The following is a 17,765-nucleotide window of genomic DNA, read 5'->3' as shown; positions in this document are numbered from 1 at the left end:
AACAGGAATTTGTTATGACACGACTACATCATATATTCGCGATTGCCGTACTGGCGGCCGTGAGCGCAACTGCCTCGGCCCAACCTATGCCCGAGTTCCCTTTTATTACCGTTACCGGCGAAGCCGAGGTCGAGGTCGCCCCCGATACCGTCACGGTCAACTTTCAGGTCATGGAATTTAATAAAAGTGCCGAACTCGCTATGGATACCGTTGCCGAGCGCGGCGCCGAGGTGGTTAAGCTGGCAAAAGAGCACGGCCTAACCCACGAGCAAATTGAATCCTACGCCATCGACAAACAAGTTCGTCGCAATCGTGAAAATATGAATGGCAACATGGACATTATCGGCTACGAAGTGACCCAGCGCTTCACCCTAGACATCGACGGCCTGGACACCTACGAAAAAATCATGAACACATTGATGCGCATGGACAACACCACCGGTCTAAACGCTAACTTTGACATCTCCGACCGCGATGCCGTAATGACGTCACTGGTCGCCAAAGCCGGAGCTGATGCCCGAGCAAGAGCCGACAATTTAGCCGCCGCACTTGATGCCAGCATCAAGTCTGTTTATGCAATCACCGAAGACGCAGGCTTTGACAATTTTATGGCCCGCTTTGGGGTCAGCGCCGAGAAGTTCGAGTTCGGCAATATGTCAATGGCCGCCGATCGCGGCCGATCATTTGACCTGTTTGCCCCAGAGACGATCACCTTAAGCAAGCGTATTAATGTCATCTTTAAAATCAACCCATAGCCTCTGTTAGCGCCCTAACGGGCGCTAACCGGTAACAAGATAAACCGTCTTGTACCGCCGTTTTATTCTGGCACCAAATATTGCGAATTCTACGGCGTGTTGCTATGTTAACTAGCAAGGGGCCGTTACAGACCATCCACCTCAACCCCCGAAGAAGCGACTCATACGTAGAGCCGTGCGATAAAGACCTACCTGGCAAGCTGTTGAAAAGCGTTCTCTATGCGGTGATGCAATTAAAACTAGGTAAAAAAGCGATTTACATGGTTGATATGTATGCATTTTCGCCCTATTTTAACGCTCAGTAGCCACCTAGATAGCTTCCAACCGCCTGTTATATAGGCCAGCCATGACTGCCAACAGCCAGAGGCAACGTTTCTCTAAAATGCTAAAAATACTAAGAGAACATTTTCAGCTCGCGATGGTGATTATACTGTGCAGCTGCGCCATTATTGCCATCGCACCATTTGCCGTAGCTCGGGCTTTGTCACGCGAGTGGCTATTGGCCATACTCGATAGTGGCATTGTGATGGGCATGGTGGTCATTTTAGTACTGGCATTACGCACCGGCCGGGTAAGGTTAGCCAGCATTGTGCTATCCATGTTTTACACGACGGCAGGTGTAACCATGGTGCACTTAAAGTCGGACACGTTAATTTATTGGATTTATCCAATCTCTATCGCCAACTTTTTTATTCTGCCTGCACGCTATGCGGGCACTATTAATCTATGCGCGCTTTTAGCGCTAACCCCCCTGACCAATCATTTTAAAGAATCGTTAGAGTTTTTTGAGCTATTGGTTACTCTGCTGTTGGTGAATGTGTTTGCTTGGGTGTTTTCATGGCGTACAGAAGATCAGCGACAACAACTACAACAACAGGCCACCATCGATCCACTCACCGGCATTGGTAACCGCCGCAAACTGAGTCAGTTTTTAGAAACCCAAGTTATTGACCAGACTGCGGTGTTCAGTGGGGCGGTCATTTTGGTCGACCTCGATCACTTTAAAGAAATTAACGACACCTACGGCCACGATCAAGGTGATGCCGTGTTGCAAAAGGTTGCCAATATCATTCACGGTAGATTGCGAGCCAACAACGATGAAGTCTATCGTTATGGCGGAGAAGAGTTTTTATTGCTGCTCCATAACACCACCTTAGCGGACGCTATTCAAGTCGCCGAGAGCTTGCGACTAGAGATCGCGCAAACCTTCAAAGAGCAAACCCCGTCGCTTACCGCCTCTTTTGGCTGTGCCCAACATCACCCCAAAGAAACCTGGAACCACTGGATTAAACGCGCCGATCAAGCCCTTTACCAAGCGAAAGATAGCGGCCGTAATTGTGTCCAACCGCCACTGGCTGAACGTTACGCGACGGAGTAACGCAACGCTTTTTTACTAAGATGGATTACCACCGACACCCTAGGCCGAGTGCAGGTGCTGCGCGTGAAAACGCAAGTGATCGTCAATAAAACTGGCGATAAAATAGTAGCTATGATCGTAGCCTGGTTGCAACCTAAGCGTCAGTGGATAACCGCTTTTATCAGCCGCCGCTTTTAATGCTTCAGGTTTTAGCTGCTCGGCCAGAAAGTTATCGCCCTCACCCTGATCCACCAGTGCAGGTGTTGAGCCACCTTGACCCATTAGCTCGGCCGCATCGTAGGCTCGCCATGTATCGCGATCTTCACCCAAATACGCTTTAAAGGCTTTTTGCCCCCACGGGCAATTCACCGGATTGGCAATCGGACTAAAAGCGCTCACACTGCTAAAACGCTCGGGATTGTTAAGAGCCAGTACCAGCGCCCCATGCCCACCCATAGAGTGACCGCTGACAGAGCGCTGCGAGCTTACCGGAAAGTGCTGCTCGATTAACTCGGGCAACTCCTGCAGCACATAGTCGTACATTTGGTAATGTTCCGCCCAGGGTGCTTGGGTAGCATTGACGTAGAACCCCGCCCCCAAGCCCAGGTCATAGGCACCGTCCGGATCATCAGCGACCCCCTCTCCTCTGGGACTAGTATCGGGCGCGACAATGGCAATGCCCAGTTCGGCGGCGGCGCGAAACGCGCCGGCTTTTTGCATAAAGTTTTCATCGGTACAGGTGAGACCCGAAAGCCAGTAAAGCACCGGCACCTTCGCGCCATCAGCGGTCGCCGGCGGCAAATAAATCGCGAATCGCATAGCGCACTTTAACGCTGTCGACACATGCTGATACTGCTTGTGCCAGCCGCCAAAAGTTTTGTTGCTGCTTAACAGTTCAAGGCTCATACGCTACCCGCTATTTATTAAAGTGAATCACGCTGCGAATCGACTCACCCGAATGCATTAAATCAAACGCGGTATTGATATCGTCTAATCCCATGGTGTGGGTAATAAAATCATCCAGCTTAAATTTACCGGCCAAGTAATCGTCGACAATACCCGGCAACTCAGTGCGGCCTTTAACACCGCCAAAGGCGGTACCGCGCCACACGCGCCCGGTGACCAACTGAAATGGGCGGGTGCTAATCTCTTGACCGGCACCGGCAACACCAATAATCACCGACTCACCCCAACCTTTGTGGCAGCACTCCAGGGCCGAGCGCATCACATCGACATTGCCAATACACTCAAACGAGTAATCCACGCCGCCGTCGGTAAGCTCGACAATGACCTCTTGAATGGGCTTGTCATACTCTTTGGGGTTAATACAATCAGTAGCGCCAAGCTTTTTGGCTAATTCAAATTTACGCTCGTTGACATCAATGGCGATAATACGGCCGGCACCGGCCATAGTCGCACCGATAATGGCCGACAAACCAATACCGCCCAAACCAAAAATTGCCACGGTATCGCCCTTGGCGACCTTGGCGGTATTGAGTACCGCACCCATGCCGGTGGTGACGCCGCAGCCGAGCAGGCACACCTCTTCAAGCGGGGCCGACTTATTGACTTTGGCCAGCGAGATCTCGGGTAAGACCGTGTACTCCGAGAAGGTAGAGCAACCCATATAGTGGTAAATCGGCTCGCCGTCTTTATAAAAACGGGTGGTACCGTCGGGCATTAAACCTTTGCCTTGAGTCTCGCGAATTTGACCACACAAATTGGTTTTACCCGAGGTACAAAACTTACACTCGCCACACTCGGGCGTATAGAGCGGAATCACGTGATCCCCCACCTGCAAGTTGGTGACGCCCTCGCCCACCTGCTCGACAATACCACCGCCCTCGTGGCCCAAAATAGCCGGCCAATTACCCTCGGGGTCATCACCCGACAGCGTAAACGCGTCGGTATGGCAGACACCGCTAGCCACCACTCGGATCAAAACTTCACCCGCTTGCGGCGGCATGACATCGACAACTTCAATGCTAAGGGGTTTGCCGGGGCCCCAAGCCACGGCGGCACGAGATTTGATCATGGGTTTCTCCTTGTTCAGTTTGCTCTATTATATTTACCGACAAGATGTAAACAATAGCCTTTTTTGGTAAAACTTTATTACCATACAGCAACAAAATGATCGTTATATTTATTTAGGAGGTCAGATGGCTGACTGGGACGGGTTAGATGAGTTTGTTGCCGTTGCCGAAACCGGTAGCTTTACCCGCGCCGCGAGCCGGTTAGGCAGCTCGGTGGCCCATGTCAGCCGGCAGGTTAAAGCGCGCGAAGCGCGCACTGGCGTTCGCTTGCTGCAGCGCACAACACGAAAAGTAAGCCTTACCGAAGAGGGTCATGTGTATCTGGCTCACTGCCGGCAGATACTGGATGCGCTCACAGCCGCCGATGCCGCCCTCGCCGACCTACAACACACGCCTACCGGCCATTTGCGCTTAAGTGCACCTGTGTCATTTGGCGAAAAGTATTTGGCCCCTATCATCAGCGAGTTTGCTATCGCCCACCCCAAGCTAACGATTGACTTAAACCTTAACAACCAACGGGTCGACTTAATCGACGAGAGTATCGATGTGGCGATTCGCCTCGGCCCACTAGAGAACGCCCAGCTGATCGCCAAACAACTGGGTGAACGCCAACCGATTATTTGCGCATCACCCACTTATTTATCCCGCCATGGCCAACCGCATACGCCCGCCGAGCTTGCGCAGCACAATTGCCTGCTCGGCACCCTAGATTATTGGCGGGTAACCATTGAGGGTCGTGCTCACAGCCTACCGGTGAGTGGCAGCCTGCGCTGCAACAACGGACCCGCACTACGCGAGGCCGCGCGTGCTGGGTTAGGCCTGGTGCAATTACCGGACTACTACATACGAGACGATCTAAAGCGTGGGGAGCTGGTAGAAATACTGCCCAGCTACGCCCCCAAGCGGGAGGGTATCTGGGCTTTATACCCAAGTAACCGGCGTCTCTCGCCTAAGGTTAGACTGCTCATCGACTACCTTGAAGCACATTTAACCGCGTCTTTGGCGAGAAGTCACGAATAAGCGCCGGCCAGCGACAGACGCTAGCCGGCTAGGTTGAGCTACAACTGGTAGTTAAACTCAATACGCTGATCGCCATCCATAAAATCAACGTTCTCGTTCCAGTTGGCAAAGTAGCGAACATTAAAGCGCGGTGTGATTTGATAGCTAAGCGCAAATTCGTGGGTCAGAACATTATCGTTACCTTGGCCATAATAATTATCTTCGTAATTATCTGAGCCAGAAAGCGTGGTCAACCAAAAAGGGTTGTAATTGATCCAAATTTTATCGGTTACCGCAAGCTTACTGTACATCCCCACCAGGCCATAAAACCCCATAATGGAATAGCCGCTGTCCGTTGTGCCATCGTCTTCGATCGTGTTGTTACCCAAAGACGTGCCCACCCCAGCCAGCGGATAAAAATTAAAGCGCCCCATAGCCGGTAGAGCCTGGATAATACTGTACGAGACATCGGCACTTTCTTCGGACACCAGGTTCGGTTTTAAGCTGTAGCTCGCATCAAGCTGAACCGCTCGACCATTGGTTAAATTGGTTTTAAAGTTACGTATCCTAAACGAATCGACCGAGTCGGTAGTTTGCGCGTCACCCCGCCACCCCAAAGCATCGCCATAAATACCTTTGATCTCGATGATATTCATGCCCGCAGTGGCGGCATCGCCGGTATCGTAGGTTTGACCAACTTTTAAGTTAAGCCCTTTATCGGTCAAACCGAAGCCCGCTTGGGTATAAATCGCCAGCGGATCAGACATATCCTGAACCTCTCCGTCAGCGGCAAATACCTGAGCGGTCCCTAAACCTAGCCCCACAAGACCTATTAAAGTAGCAAGTTTCTTAATCATCACATTCTCCATAATCCTTGATAATTTAACCTTTACCCTAATGGTAGAGCCCAATGCGGGCACTGCACTCCAAGACGAGCTGGCCGGAATAACAAGCTCGACAAACGACTAAAATATTAGGAGCCTTGCTCCTCGCAGCCCTGATAAAGCTCAACTTCACTGCCATTTTCTATCTTGTGCAGCGTCGCTTTGCTCCCCTTACTCCAGTATTGTAGTGAATCATTGCTGTACTTGGCGCCAGAAGCCGTGCGTTCGCGCTTAAGTTGACTGGCTGTGCGCGTTTGCTCGTCAGACAGCATCACCGTCTCGGTATCTAGCTTAACCCGTTGATCGCCAGCCCGATATTCGCCAAAAAACACCGTAAAACGCTCATCGCCTTCGCACACATATTCCACTTTTTTACCCACACCGGAGCTTTGCGCGGTCGCCTGTTCATTATCCAAGCAGCGAGGCTGCTCGTACCTCATACAAGCTTTTCGGGTACAAGCGGCCATTTGTGCATCCGGTGCCCGGGTACAGGTATTGCAGCCATCAAAAAAATGCTTGCAGCTGGCTGAGATTAAGGTTTTCCAGCTCTCGGCGTTGTACTGCTTCGCGCCAGTGTCGCCGGCAGCGTTACCTGCCCCGGAGGCAGCCGGTATGCTGGCAGCCGCTTTATTATTAGCACCCTGTTGAATGGTTGCCTCAGTGTCATCATCAGCGCAGCCGGCAAGCAATACCGTGCACAACAAAATAGGATAAAACGTGACCCTTAGAGCCACGCTGGGCCGATTGGCCCGCCACAGTTGCAACAGCGAAGGTTTCATTACGACTCCTTAAGATTACCTAGTACGGTGTATAGCGCTATCTAAACAATTAGCTTAGTCTAGCTTGTAACAGAAACCCAGTATCGCCTTAATAAGGTAAAAACACTGTGCTAACACCGACAATTTATAGAATGCACCTAAAGCGGATTTAGCCGCCAGGCCAAGCCAATCCGCTAAAGCGGACTTTATGGGAGATAAAGCCTCACCTTATACATTGCGATCGTTACCATTTCGCATATACTATGACAAATCATAATAAAAGATTTAGCTAAAAGACCTGACACTACTTAAAAAAAGCCGCCCATTGCATGGATACTCATATTTTTAATATTCACGACGTCGTGCTATTTATGACGATGATCGAGTGTGTACTGCTAGCGCTATTTCAATGGGCGCTGCCTGTTACGACTAAGCGCTTAGCCAGTGCGCTGCTTATTGGCTTTTTGCTAATTACCGGCATTCAATCTCTGTGTATTTTGGTGCTGTGGAACGATGCGGTACATATCAGCACATTTTTTGACCTGCACATCGTGCCTTATTTACTGACCTTTGCCGTACTCGCCAAGGGTCCAGCGCTGTTCTTTTACGTCTTATCGTTAACCCAGCACTCATTTGTGCTAAAACGAAAATATCTAACACACCTCGCGCCGGTAGCTGCCGCCTGGTTATGCCTGGTTTTTTTTGCGATAGACAGCGATGACTTGCGCTGGCGCAGCGCTACCGCCACAGCCACCTCCCAACAAGTCGTTAATTACCTGTGGCACGCCACCAAAGCGGTGCCTTTTATGTATGGGATCGCAGCGGTCTTTGTCATTCACCGCTATTACAGCAAACTGAAAGAACAATACTCGTCCATCCCCAGCAGCGAACCAAGCTGGCTATCGGTACTGACGATTGGGTTCTCGCTGAGCTGGGCATTTTCAATATTTGTCCATATTGGCGCGCAATTTTTGTCCGCCGAGCTGTCCGACTGGCTCGGTATATCTGAAAATTACTTAATCTTTATACTGATCAATGGGCTTTTCACCTACAGCTTAGCGTACGCCCACAACGTACAAACCACGAAAGCCGAAGAAGTCACCAAAGCGCCCACCGAGGATCGGCCTGACGAGAGTGCTATTCGGAAAGTAAAATCCGGCATGGAAGAGCAACAGCTGTTTCTTGAGCACAACCTCAATATCGAAGAATTCTCTACCCGTATTGACCTCCCGGTGCGAGACGTCTCTGGCGTCATTAACAAGCACTTTGGCACCAACTTCTTTGAATTTATGAATTCTTATCGGGTAGACGAAGCAAAACGTTTACTCGCCGACCCGGCAAGCAAAGATATGACCATTTTAGACATCTTGCTTCAGGCTGGCTTTAACAGTAAATCCGCGTTTCACCGCTTCTTTAAGCGCCTTGTCGGTATGTCACCATCGGAGTACCGCAAGCAAGCACTACAAGCCACTAAAGCCGCCTAGACGCGCTTGGGGGCACATTCTCCCCCAAGCTTTAGCCTTTCACACCAGACAAACAGCCAAGAGACCCTTGGCTCGTGCTCTGGCTTCGGTCATATACCATTATTCCGCGACGACCACGCAAACGCTTGTCAGCATGGCTACGCTTGCACACACAGATACAGAGCTTTAGACGAGGGAGAGGGAGTATTGCGGGTAAAAAAAGGCCCCCTCAAAGAGGGGGCAATCACATGAAGGAGAGTTGGAAATATTCACATATTGCCAAGCTCACACCGGTGGCCACCTGACCTGCCACCGGCCGAACACGAGTAAAAACCGGTGACACCGGCTGCCCTTTCACTCGTATAAGCGTAGATTGACACTCCTTCGCCGCGCTTTCGTCCCACCTTTAAAAATCTCTCAAGATGGGAACGTTCACTTATACGATGCTCGCTGACAGCCCAGCATTGACGGGGTCAGCACCACTTTTTGAACAAGAAGTGGGATGCCCCGCAAGGGGCTCACGTGCCCCTATCGCACAACGTGAAGACTAACTCGCCAAGTAAATTATGGTGACGGATTAACGACAAAAGAAAATTGCAGCAAAGTCACGATAAGGGTCGCACGCACGAGCACCGGCGCCCCAAATGACTGTGAGTTCTGTTTATTGAGGCGGTACCGCTGAGCGTTGTGCCCGGCGTCGAAAATCACTGGGGGAAGTCCCCACCAGGCGATTAAAGAAGCGATGAAAAGACGACTTGTTATTAAAGCCCGAGGCCAACAGCACATCCAGAATTGTCATATCATTGGCGGTAGGATCGGCCAATAAGCGCTTTGCCTCTTCTATTCGGTGCTGATTAATAAACTCAAAAAAGCGAGTTCCCAAGTGACGATTGATCGCATGAGAGACAGTACGCACCGGCAAACCAATTTTTTCGGAAAACTGATCGATATTAATACTGGGCTGTAAGTGCAACTTCTCGGTAGCAATGCCCTGCTCTATTACCTGTAAGACCTCATCAGAAACCGTGTGCTCTTCTTCCGAATGTGTTTCAGACTTCAAGCTGACAAAGCGACCAGTATAAATAAGACTAACGAAAATCAGGCCATTCATCAGCACAAAGCGAATAAAGTTGTGCGAGGTGCCGACCGTATCGGCAAATACACCGCCAACCAGGTCTGCACTAACCACCACCACAATCGACCAACTCCAGCTCACCAAAAAACACACACTCAGTACCACCATCCAGGTGGCCTCGGAACCCGGTAGGTGCGACATATGTTGTTTGGCTCGATGCATGTAAAAATATAACGTCATTATCGAACAAATCGCGTAAATCACTGACAGTGCGCTGGATGCGTACCACAAAAAGCTTGCCAGCGTACTGATCGTGCTCCCGCCTAAGCGCTGCTGTAAATCAGAACTCATCAGGCCTGTCGCTAAGACCAGGGCAATCGCAATTATCGCCGGAATGCCATGGGCTAAATGAACTAACCGCAATGGCACACTGTTATAGAGCAAAGCGCGGACATAAAAATAGAACAGCGGCCCCCGAACAAAATGGCTAATACAGAAGGTCAACGGCAAGACACGTTCACGCACCTCCACAGAAACCGGAAAGTACGGATTCCACATAATAAGGTTGGTCACCATATCGATAACCACCGCGATTAAAAATGCCACTAACAGGTAGCTAGCGCGCTTACCAGAACCAGGTTGAGCGTAACGATACGAGGCAATCAACACCGCCTCAAAGACCGTGATGATCAAGAAGATATCATGGACATTAAAAATTCGTTCTTCCATAGGGGCGGGCTCGTTATTATTGGTTAAAAGTGGGCGCGATCCCTGCCACCGTCGGCGAAACTGTAAGTAGCTCAGGTTCAATTTTAAAGCGATTCAATAGCACTTTCCAGCGCAAATCAACACGGTTAATTTTTACAGACTCTACATCGCTAAAGAACGGGGTGTAGGCGTGCATTTTTCCTGCAAACAAATTACCTCCCGTTTATTAAAACAAATAAATATGAAATCGACTCCTCGAACTCAGCTAGTAGTTATGGGAACGTTTCTAGACTTAAAATAAGCTTTCAATGTCACAGGAGCAGCTCTGGACGCCCCTCTCATTGACCGTTATAGTACTTCTTAGCCAACACAATTCGAGCAAAAATATGGACCAAAATCTTAAACGCATCGTAATACTCGGTGGTGGCAGTGCTGGCTGGTTGACAGCGAGTATTATTGCCGCCGAACACTGCAGTGCAAGCGCCACCGGCGTGCAAATAACTCTGGTAGAATCGCCCGATGTCGCCACTGTCGGCGTCGGTGAAGGCACCTGGCCAACCATGCGCCAGACGCTCCGTCAGATTGGCATCCCCGAGAAAACATTTTTTCGCGAGTGCGATGCATCTTTTAAGCAGGGCTCTCGTTTTTGTGGTTGGGTAAACGGTACTGATAACGACATTTACTATCACCCTTTCGTGTTGCCTGAGGGCTATCTAGAGAGCGACTTACACGGTTATTGGCAACGCCACGGCCAAGGGATCTCCTACGCTGATGCATTTACCGCACAAACCCACTTGTGCAAGCGCAATTTAGCACCCAAGCAAATAGCAACGCCAGACTATGCCGCCGTGGTTAACTACGGTTACCACCTAAACGTCGGTAAATTTGGCCAATTACTGCAACGTCATGCCACTAAACACCTAGGTGTCAACCATATACTGGATCATGTTACCGCTGTTAACAGCTGTGACAACGGCGACATTCGCTCACTTAACACCCGAGATAACGGAGAGCTAGAAGCCGACTTATTTATCGATTGTAGCGGCAGTGCATCGATGCTGTTAGGCCAACACTTTGGCATTGGTTGGCGCGATTGCCGTCCATTCTTATTCAACGATCGCGCACTCGCGACCCAAGTCCCCTATCGTGACCCACAGCAGCCAATCGCATCCGCCACGGTTTCAACAGCACAACCCGATGGGTGGATCTGGGACATTGCTCTGCCCACCCGACGTGGAGTGGGTCACGTTTATGCCAGTAATTTCACTTCCGATGAACAAGCGGAGCGATGCTTACGCAATTATATAGCGCGCGATTTAAGCGATAAAAAAGCCGAGCAACTAAACATCAAAGCGCTTAAGTTTGACCCCGGTCATCGCAACATTTTTTGGCACCGCAATTGTGTCGCTGTAGGCATGGCCGCTGGTTTCATCGAGCCACTGGAGGCCTCCGCTCTGGTTCTGGTAGAGTTGGCCGCCGAGATGATCCGCGATGAGCTGCCCAGAAACCGAGAGATGATGGACTATGTGGCTCGAAACTTTAACAATAAGTTTCTCTACCGTTGGGAACGCGTAATCGACTTCTTAAAGTTGCACTATGTCCTGTCACAGCGCGAAAGTGAGTACTGGCAAGCACATCGTCAATCGGACTCTATCCCCGACTCTTTAAAGCAAAAGTTACAACTGTGGCGTCACCGCCCACCCTCCGAGTACGATTTCGACCGGAAAGGGGAGGTATTCCCCTCCGCTAGCTATCAATACGTACTTTACGGCATGGGGTTTCACACCGAGCCGCGAAGCACCGATAAGCTTTCAGATAGTGACAAGACTGTAGAGCGATATCTATCAGATAACAAACGAAAACTGGATAAATATCTCAATGGTTTGCCAAGCAACCGTATGTTAATCACTCGCCTGCTACGTTAAATCGTAAGCAGCGATACCTGTGACTACATCGCTAGGCACGGGTGGTTCCGCCAAAACTTTAATGCACGGTATCTTCAAAATTTGTCAAACCCCCGTTGCCCGCTGCATCACATAAAACCAGTCTTTGAGATTACGCCTGTCTCCTAACCAACGTAACAACTACTCCTGCCACCAGAAGTTCACTAATATATTTAGCGACTCTAATGCCTCTACATTATGCCACCAGCCAGCGGGCATATAGATAACATCGCCGGGATACAAGGTCGCGGATTGAGCCTTCTCCAAAGCAGACCTGAACTTGGGAAATGCCCCCAAATTTGGCGATTGAAGATTAACCATACTAACGACCCGCCCCGCTGGCGTCATGTCAGCAGGTCCCAAGTACAGGTTATCCTCTTGACCTGGAGGAAATATTGTAAATTTTCGGCTACCTGCCGCCACACAGGCAAAATTTTCTGAGTCGTCGTTGTGTGTAGCGACAACTGACGCATTACCCATCCAAATACTGGGGCAAACGGACGGGGGGAGAGTGGATATTCGCGTTTCCCGCTCTAAACCCGGAAGGTATTCGTCTATCTTTTTTGATCCGATGTAGAAAGTGGGAGCACTTGACTCTTCCGCTAGCGCCTCTAATATTTTTAGTGCCTCTGACAAATCACCATTCAAACGATCAAAGTTAAACCCACTTAAATCAGCCTTATAAAACAAACGCCCCTTTTGTGAAGAAGGCGCAATCATTGCCTGAAAAGGAAGACCAATATCGTAGGATAAAAGATAGCTCTTTAACTCTGGGAAACCTTTTAAACTTTTTTTAACCAACTCCCAATCGGACACTATATTTCGGGCCACTACCGGAACACCGCGGCTCTGATACGCCATTAACTCAGCGATTGAGCTACACTCTTTAATCTGGTGCATTATTCACTCTGCGCAGAAACCATACGTTTAACAACCTCACTTACTGAACCAATAGAGTGAAGGTGGGCATACGTCCAGCCGATCCAGCCTTTTTTATACCAGTCCAATATCTCTTCATCCGTTAATGCACCGTGGAATTCACTACCATCGACAACGTAGAAATCATCAAGCTTTATAGATTTTCCTTGCCTTTTAATTTCTATGTCCGACTTAACGAGGAGACCTTTTACCTTAAGTGCAAACGTATACTCCATTGTCAATTTATGGACAGCGTCAATTTGATCGAGATACTGTAAAACACCTTTAAGAAAATCTGTAGGCTCACCTAAATGATCGAATAGTTTTTCGCCTTCATTCTCAGAAAAATGTGGCGCTGACTCATCAATCATTACAACGTCCCTGCCTTGTGCCAACGCAAACGGATATCGCTTGACAAACTCCGGGGTATAGAACCCGCTCCAGGACTCTCCCAACTGATGTCCTCCCGCCGTAAGCGCCAACAACGCGACTGGAATATAATGCCCTCCGGACTCAGCGAACATAATCGGAAAATCTCTACTGGCAGGAAAAAATTCATTTCCTGATAGAGGGACAGTGTTAATCTTAGATGCGTGAGAATAGCCCTGTTGTTTCTGAAAACGAAGATTCTGATGTGCATCTTTTGCCAATGGCACGGGCTTATTATAAAAAAGTAACTCTGTCATATCTAAATGCCTTAAATGTAATTAACCTAACTCCAAAAAGGAAGTTCTATTCCGCATCAAAATCAATAAAAATACTGGCCGTTAGTCGGCCTTTACGAGGATCCGCACAAACATCCTGAGACTCCGACAGCAAACCACAGTGCAGTAAATTTCCAGGGTAAATCACCAATCGATTACTCTTATACTTCACCTTACTGTAGCACTTAAACTGAGCAGAAGACTCGCCAATATAGGCAGGATCAGGAACTCCCCTAATCGCCATAAAAGACAGTACAGACTGCTTATACAAGTCTTTTCTGGCGTTGTCGACTTTCTCAAATCCTGTAGGAATATGCCGAAAGAATCCCGTCCCCCCAAAATCCCCATCATTTAAATAATGTAAAACGGCATAATAATGCTTTTTAGTGGTATCAAAGTGCGGAAGCCGTTGAGGAACCGAAAGATATTTTTCAGTAACCGTTAAAAGAGAAAAATAAGCCATGGTTACATTAAATGTAACATTCTCTGGAATATCAAATTCTCTTCTCAGCAGAGGAACACTAAACTGAACAACCAAGTCGACGTATTCGCCAGGTAATATTGCCCTAACCCCAGGGTAACTAGTCTTACCATCGGGTGTATAACCAGAAATCTCACAAGCGGAGTTTTTTAATGCATCAACATTTCTGACAAAACCATCTACTACAATGACTTTCGTTTCCTCTTCCCCTACGGGGTTTATCTCAACCGTCGCTTCTGAACCCAACTCTATCACGCTTCACACCATTTTCGATTTGCAATAGTAGTCAATAAACTCATGATGCTCTGGCAGACGATCAACCTTTTGTTTTGCTGACTGGTTTGTATCCCGCATAAATTTTGCTAAAGATTCATCAGACATAGTGTCGACTACGGGGTGATAAGACTCCGGCATTAAACCTTGCCCCATCATTACCTGAAGCCAAGATTCTTCGGCAAATAAATCGAGATCTTTTTTAAAGATTTTTCCGGTTTCATTAAAAAGTTGTATCCGATGCGCCAACGAGTCGGGAACGCTCATCCCCCGACAGTAGCGCCAAAAATCGCTATCATCTCGCTCTGTCACATGATAATGAAGGATAATAAAGTCTCGTATGCTTTCAACTTCATCGCGACACTGCTGGTTAAACTCATCGATTTGGCTCTGACGAACACCATCGGACGGAAAAAGCTGAACAAGCCTTGTAATTGCCCTTTGAATTAGGTGGATACTCGTAGACTCCAAAGGCTCTAAAAAACCGCTTGAAAGACCTATAGCAACGCAATTTTTCTTCCAGTGCTGTTGTCGGGAACCGGTGGTAAACTTGATAACCCTGGGTTCATTACGAAGCTTTCCCTCTACATTCTGAGAGAGGTAATTTTTAGCATCCTCATCCGAAAGATAATCACTACAATAAACTAGGCCATTGCCTGCTCGGTCCTGCAATGGAATCCTCCACTGCCAGCCAAATGGACGAGCTATTGAGCGCGTGTAGGGTACAGGCTGGCCAGTCAGCTCGGTTTGCGCTGCGACGGCGCTATTACACGGTAACCAATGAGACCAATCATCATAGCCAACCTGAAGCGCCTCACCAATTAGCAGCGCCTTAAACCCGGTGCAATCAATAAATAGGTCGCCCTCAATGACTTCGCCCGACTCCAGTGACAATGATTGTATAGCACCGTCATCCGCATCCAAATTAACCTTGGCTATTTTCCCTTCTTTTCGAACAGCGCCGTATTTTTCGCTGACTTCACGAAGATACTTGGCGTAGAGACCCGCATCGAGGTGATAGGCATAATTGAAACTATTCTTAGGCATTATCGCAAACTTGCTTTTTCTCGCCGCAAGATGCTCTGCACAATAGTCACCATACACAGACACTTCTATACCGCGTTTCTTGGCCCCCACCCAGAAGTGATGGAATTCTGCGGCCCAATTACTTTTGCCGGCAAACCCAAACGAGTGCACGTAGTCTTTGTCTATGTCATGCCAGCCCTCAAAGGAAATGCCAAGCTTGAAAGTCCCGTTGACGCGGGACATAAACTCCTTTTCACCTAAATCGAGGACTTTGTGGAAGTTGATAATCGGAGGAATGGTCGCCTCACCCACGCCAACAGTAGGAATAGCGTCAGATTCAATTAGCGTTAGATCAATTTTTGCTCCTAGAGACTTAGACACCAGCGCAGCCGTCATCCAGCCCGCAGTGCCTCCACCGGCAATCACGACTTTTTTTATTCTTTTTTTATTCACATTAATCTCCCAAATATACGTTCCACCCGGCGGCACTAGCGGCCAAAAATACTTGCCAAGTGCGCCTTAATCTTTTTAGCGATATGACGATTTCTAGCCCCCAGAATCCCAAGAATATTAGACGGGATATGGCGGTGATTCTCTTCTTTATAATCAAAAATATAATGATCAAACATACGCTTCCATACTTTTCTTTGATCATCCGGCAACCCTCTGAGACTCATTAACGCGTGATGCAAAACATACTCTGGATTACCCATGTAATCAGGGTAATTTCTCCACCAGTAGTTCACCAGTACGTTCAGATTTTCTTGGGACTTAACGTGATGCCACCACATACCCGGAATTAAAATAGCATCGCCGGGCTCGAGATCAACGACTATTTTTTTCTTAAGCGCTTTTTCATACTTAGGAAATCGCGTCAAGTCGGGGTTGTCAATGTCCACCATACTAATGGGCCGACCTGACGGCGTAATATCCAGCGGACCGACATACAAGTTCTCCAGCTGCTCAGGAGGGAACAATGTAAAGGTTCTTCTGCCGGCGACATTACACGCGATATTGTTAGGGCAGTCATAGTGCGCCGACACCACGCTTTTATTTCCCAACCATACGCTCACTAAAGGCTCTGAAACCCCCATAAGTGTTAGCGGGTTTTCACCTCGGAAACCAGGCAACCAGCTGTCAACGAGTGTTGATCCCACATAGTACATGGGCGAATCATGATCAGCCGACACTTCGCTCAACAGCTTTAGTACGTGCCTTAGATCGGCCTCCGACCGCTTGAAATTAAAACCGTCAAAGCTTGTGTTATAAAAAATTTTCCCGTTTTCTGAGGGTTCTGCCCGGTAATAGGTTACTGGGCGCCCACAATAGAATTTTTCAAGGTAAGCACTTAATTCAGTATTGGATGTATCGCCGCTTTTGACAACAGGCCAATCGGATACCAAGCCCTTTAAGAGCAGTGGCTTCCTAGAGTTTAAAATTTCCTCTGGGACACAATCTAGCCGACAATCACTTACCACTTGAATATTATTCATAGGAGACAGACCGTTATTAAACTAGACCTCCTAGTCTTCGAGTGCTTCCCTTTTACTTTTCAACAAAATCAACTTTTTAATGTTTCCCAGTGAGCCAATCGCCATGTAGATTGGCATCAGGTAGCCTTTTTCATTCAACTCGCCGAGCGCTTCACCACTTAACTTCGCCAACACATCCTCATTAATTGTGTAAAAACCCAGCATTTGAGCCTGACGCCCTGTCTCCAGGGTAATATCGAAGGTGACCGGCTCCAGCAGATCATAGCCGGACAGCACCTTGTCAAAATCATCACCCTGCTCGGCCCAAAGGTGAATCGTCTCTAGCGCCGAAGCCATATAATCCAGAAACTCCGTCGGCTCCCCGTGATCAGAGAAGAGGTTGCTTCCTTCGCTCGTGCTAACCCTGGGGCTGCTCATATCGATGTGCAGCACACGCTCAACACCGTCTTCTTTATTCTGAAAACCTATCTGAAAGGGTTGGCGCTGTATCATCAGCGGAACGTAAGATGCACCCCAACCGGAATCTTCAAGAAAGAGGTTCTCCCCCTCTTCAAAACCAAACAGGGCTACCGCAATAAACCGGTCAGTATCTCGTACCTTTTGAAACAGTATCGGGTAATGCGGCTGAAGGTGGCGAAACTCAAGTGGGAATGTTTGCGTTAGCATTACATTATCGCCAAAATCTTCCGACTTTCGCGTAATCACTTTCACGCCTTGGTGATCATTTTTATTTACCAACTCTACACTCATAGAATCTAATGCCTTTCGACTATTATTATCGGGGTCTGATTAGTATGCCCCTTCATTGCGCAAGGTTCCACCAGTACCGAGCAATATCCACACGCCAATGTTGCTGCATGGATTCTTGTACTAGTACCAGCCCAATGAGAGAGCC

General features: G+C 48.6%; 16 protein-coding genes. 5 read left to right on the top strand and 11 right to left on the bottom strand.

The genetic code is table 11. From position 1 onward, the window contains the following. The first annotated feature begins 14 nt into the window (after positions 1-14). Both AACY82_RS10475 and AACY82_RS10470 read left to right on the top strand, forming a co-directional pair. Positions 15-755: an SIMPL domain-containing protein gene (locus AACY82_RS10475; protein ID WP_339616761.1), complete on the top strand. Its 741-nt coding sequence runs from the start codon at positions 15-17 to the stop codon at positions 753-755. Between the two features lie 346 nt (positions 756-1,101). Continuing rightward, positions 1,102-2,133, top strand: a complete 1,032-nt coding sequence (locus AACY82_RS10470) for a GGDEF domain-containing protein (RefSeq protein ID WP_339616760.1) — start codon at positions 1,102-1,104, stop codon at positions 2,131-2,133. A gap of 39 nt (positions 2,134-2,172) precedes the next feature. On the opposite strand, the gene fghA is transcribed toward AACY82_RS10470, so the two are convergent. Both fghA and AACY82_RS10460 read right to left on the bottom strand, forming a co-directional pair. After that, positions 2,173-3,018 (bottom strand): S-formylglutathione hydrolase, encoded by an 846-nt coding sequence (fghA, locus tag AACY82_RS10465; protein ID WP_339616759.1) that lies wholly within the window; start codon positions 3,016-3,018, stop codon positions 2,173-2,175. Between the two features lie 10 nt (positions 3,019-3,028). Next, the gene (locus AACY82_RS10460; protein ID WP_339616758.1) at positions 3,029-4,147 is read right to left on the bottom strand and encodes an S-(hydroxymethyl)glutathione dehydrogenase/class III alcohol dehydrogenase; all 1,119 of its coding nucleotides are present in this window, start codon (positions 4,145-4,147) and stop codon (positions 3,029-3,031) included. Between the two features lie 124 nt (positions 4,148-4,271). Between AACY82_RS10460 and AACY82_RS10455 the strand changes: the two genes are divergently transcribed. Then, positions 4,272-5,165 carry a LysR family transcriptional regulator gene (locus AACY82_RS10455; protein WP_339616757.1) on the top strand — a complete coding sequence of 298 codons (894 nt, stop codon included), beginning with the start codon at positions 4,272-4,274 and terminating at the stop codon, positions 5,163-5,165. A 38-nt stretch (positions 5,166-5,203) separates the two neighbouring features. Here the strand turns inward: AACY82_RS10455 and AACY82_RS10450 are convergent, their stop codons facing one another. Next, positions 5,204-6,001, bottom strand: a complete 798-nt coding sequence (locus AACY82_RS10450; protein WP_339616756.1) for a hypothetical protein — start codon at positions 5,999-6,001, stop codon at positions 5,204-5,206. A 116-nt stretch (positions 6,002-6,117) separates the two neighbouring features. Further along, a complete protein-coding gene (locus AACY82_RS10445) occupies positions 6,118-6,807 on the bottom strand; it encodes an MliC family protein (protein ID WP_339616755.1) in 690 nt (229 codons plus the stop codon). 308 nt (positions 6,808-7,115) lie between these two features. Here AACY82_RS10445 and AACY82_RS10440 point away from each other — a divergent pair, with 308 nt between their 5' ends. After that, positions 7,116-8,270, top strand: a complete 1,155-nt coding sequence (locus AACY82_RS10440; protein ID WP_339616754.1) for an AraC family transcriptional regulator — start codon at positions 7,116-7,118, stop codon at positions 8,268-8,270. Positions 8,271-8,910: 640 nt separating this feature from the next. On the opposite strand, the gene AACY82_RS10435 is transcribed toward AACY82_RS10440, so the two are convergent. After that, positions 8,911-10,053, bottom strand: a complete 1,143-nt coding sequence (locus AACY82_RS10435) for a helix-turn-helix domain-containing protein (RefSeq protein WP_339616753.1) — start codon at positions 10,051-10,053, stop codon at positions 8,911-8,913. 365 nt (positions 10,054-10,418) lie between these two features. Between AACY82_RS10435 and AACY82_RS10430 the strand changes: the two genes are divergently transcribed. Then, entirely contained in the window at positions 10,419-11,957 is a 1,539-nt protein-coding gene (locus tag AACY82_RS10430) for a tryptophan halogenase family protein (RefSeq protein ID WP_339616752.1), read from the top strand. Between the two features lie 159 nt (positions 11,958-12,116). Here the strand turns inward: AACY82_RS10430 and AACY82_RS10425 are convergent, their stop codons facing one another. From AACY82_RS10425 to AACY82_RS10400, 6 genes are read right to left on the bottom strand one after another with little or no spacing between them, the layout of a single operon-like run. Then, on the bottom strand, positions 12,117-12,875 hold the full coding sequence (locus AACY82_RS10425; protein ID WP_339616751.1) for a cupin-like domain-containing protein: 759 nt from the start codon (positions 12,873-12,875) through the stop codon (positions 12,117-12,119). Continuing rightward, a complete protein-coding gene (locus AACY82_RS10420) occupies positions 12,875-13,579 on the bottom strand; it encodes a SapC family protein (RefSeq protein WP_339616750.1) in 705 nt (234 codons plus the stop codon). Before AACY82_RS10420 ends, AACY82_RS10425 begins: the two co-directional genes overlap by 1 nt. Before the next feature lie 46 nt (positions 13,580-13,625). Continuing rightward, positions 13,626-14,333: a DUF6445 family protein gene (locus AACY82_RS10415; protein ID WP_339616749.1), complete on the bottom strand. Its 708-nt coding sequence runs from the start codon at positions 14,331-14,333 to the stop codon at positions 13,626-13,628. Between the two features lie 3 nt (positions 14,334-14,336). Next, positions 14,337-15,830: a tryptophan halogenase family protein gene (locus AACY82_RS10410; RefSeq protein WP_339616748.1), complete on the bottom strand. Its 1,494-nt coding sequence runs from the start codon at positions 15,828-15,830 to the stop codon at positions 14,337-14,339. 35 nt (positions 15,831-15,865) lie between these two features. Continuing rightward, complete coding sequence (locus AACY82_RS10405; RefSeq protein WP_339616747.1) at positions 15,866-16,870, bottom strand: cupin-like domain-containing protein; 1,005 nt, start codon at positions 16,868-16,870, stop codon at positions 15,866-15,868. 30 nt (positions 16,871-16,900) lie between these two features. Next, the gene (locus tag AACY82_RS10400; RefSeq protein ID WP_339616746.1) at positions 16,901-17,620 is read right to left on the bottom strand and encodes a SapC family protein; all 720 of its coding nucleotides are present in this window, start codon (positions 17,618-17,620) and stop codon (positions 16,901-16,903) included. Positions 17,621-17,765: the final 145 nt, after the last annotated feature.

The sequence above is a fragment of the uncultured Gilvimarinus sp. genome (genome assembly GCF_963972205.1).
GTDB classification, from domain to species: domain Bacteria; phylum Pseudomonadota; class Gammaproteobacteria; order Pseudomonadales; family Cellvibrionaceae; genus Gilvimarinus; species Gilvimarinus japonicus.
Note: the sequence above shows the minus strand (reverse complement) of the source record. Positions and strands in the feature narration are given on the sequence as shown.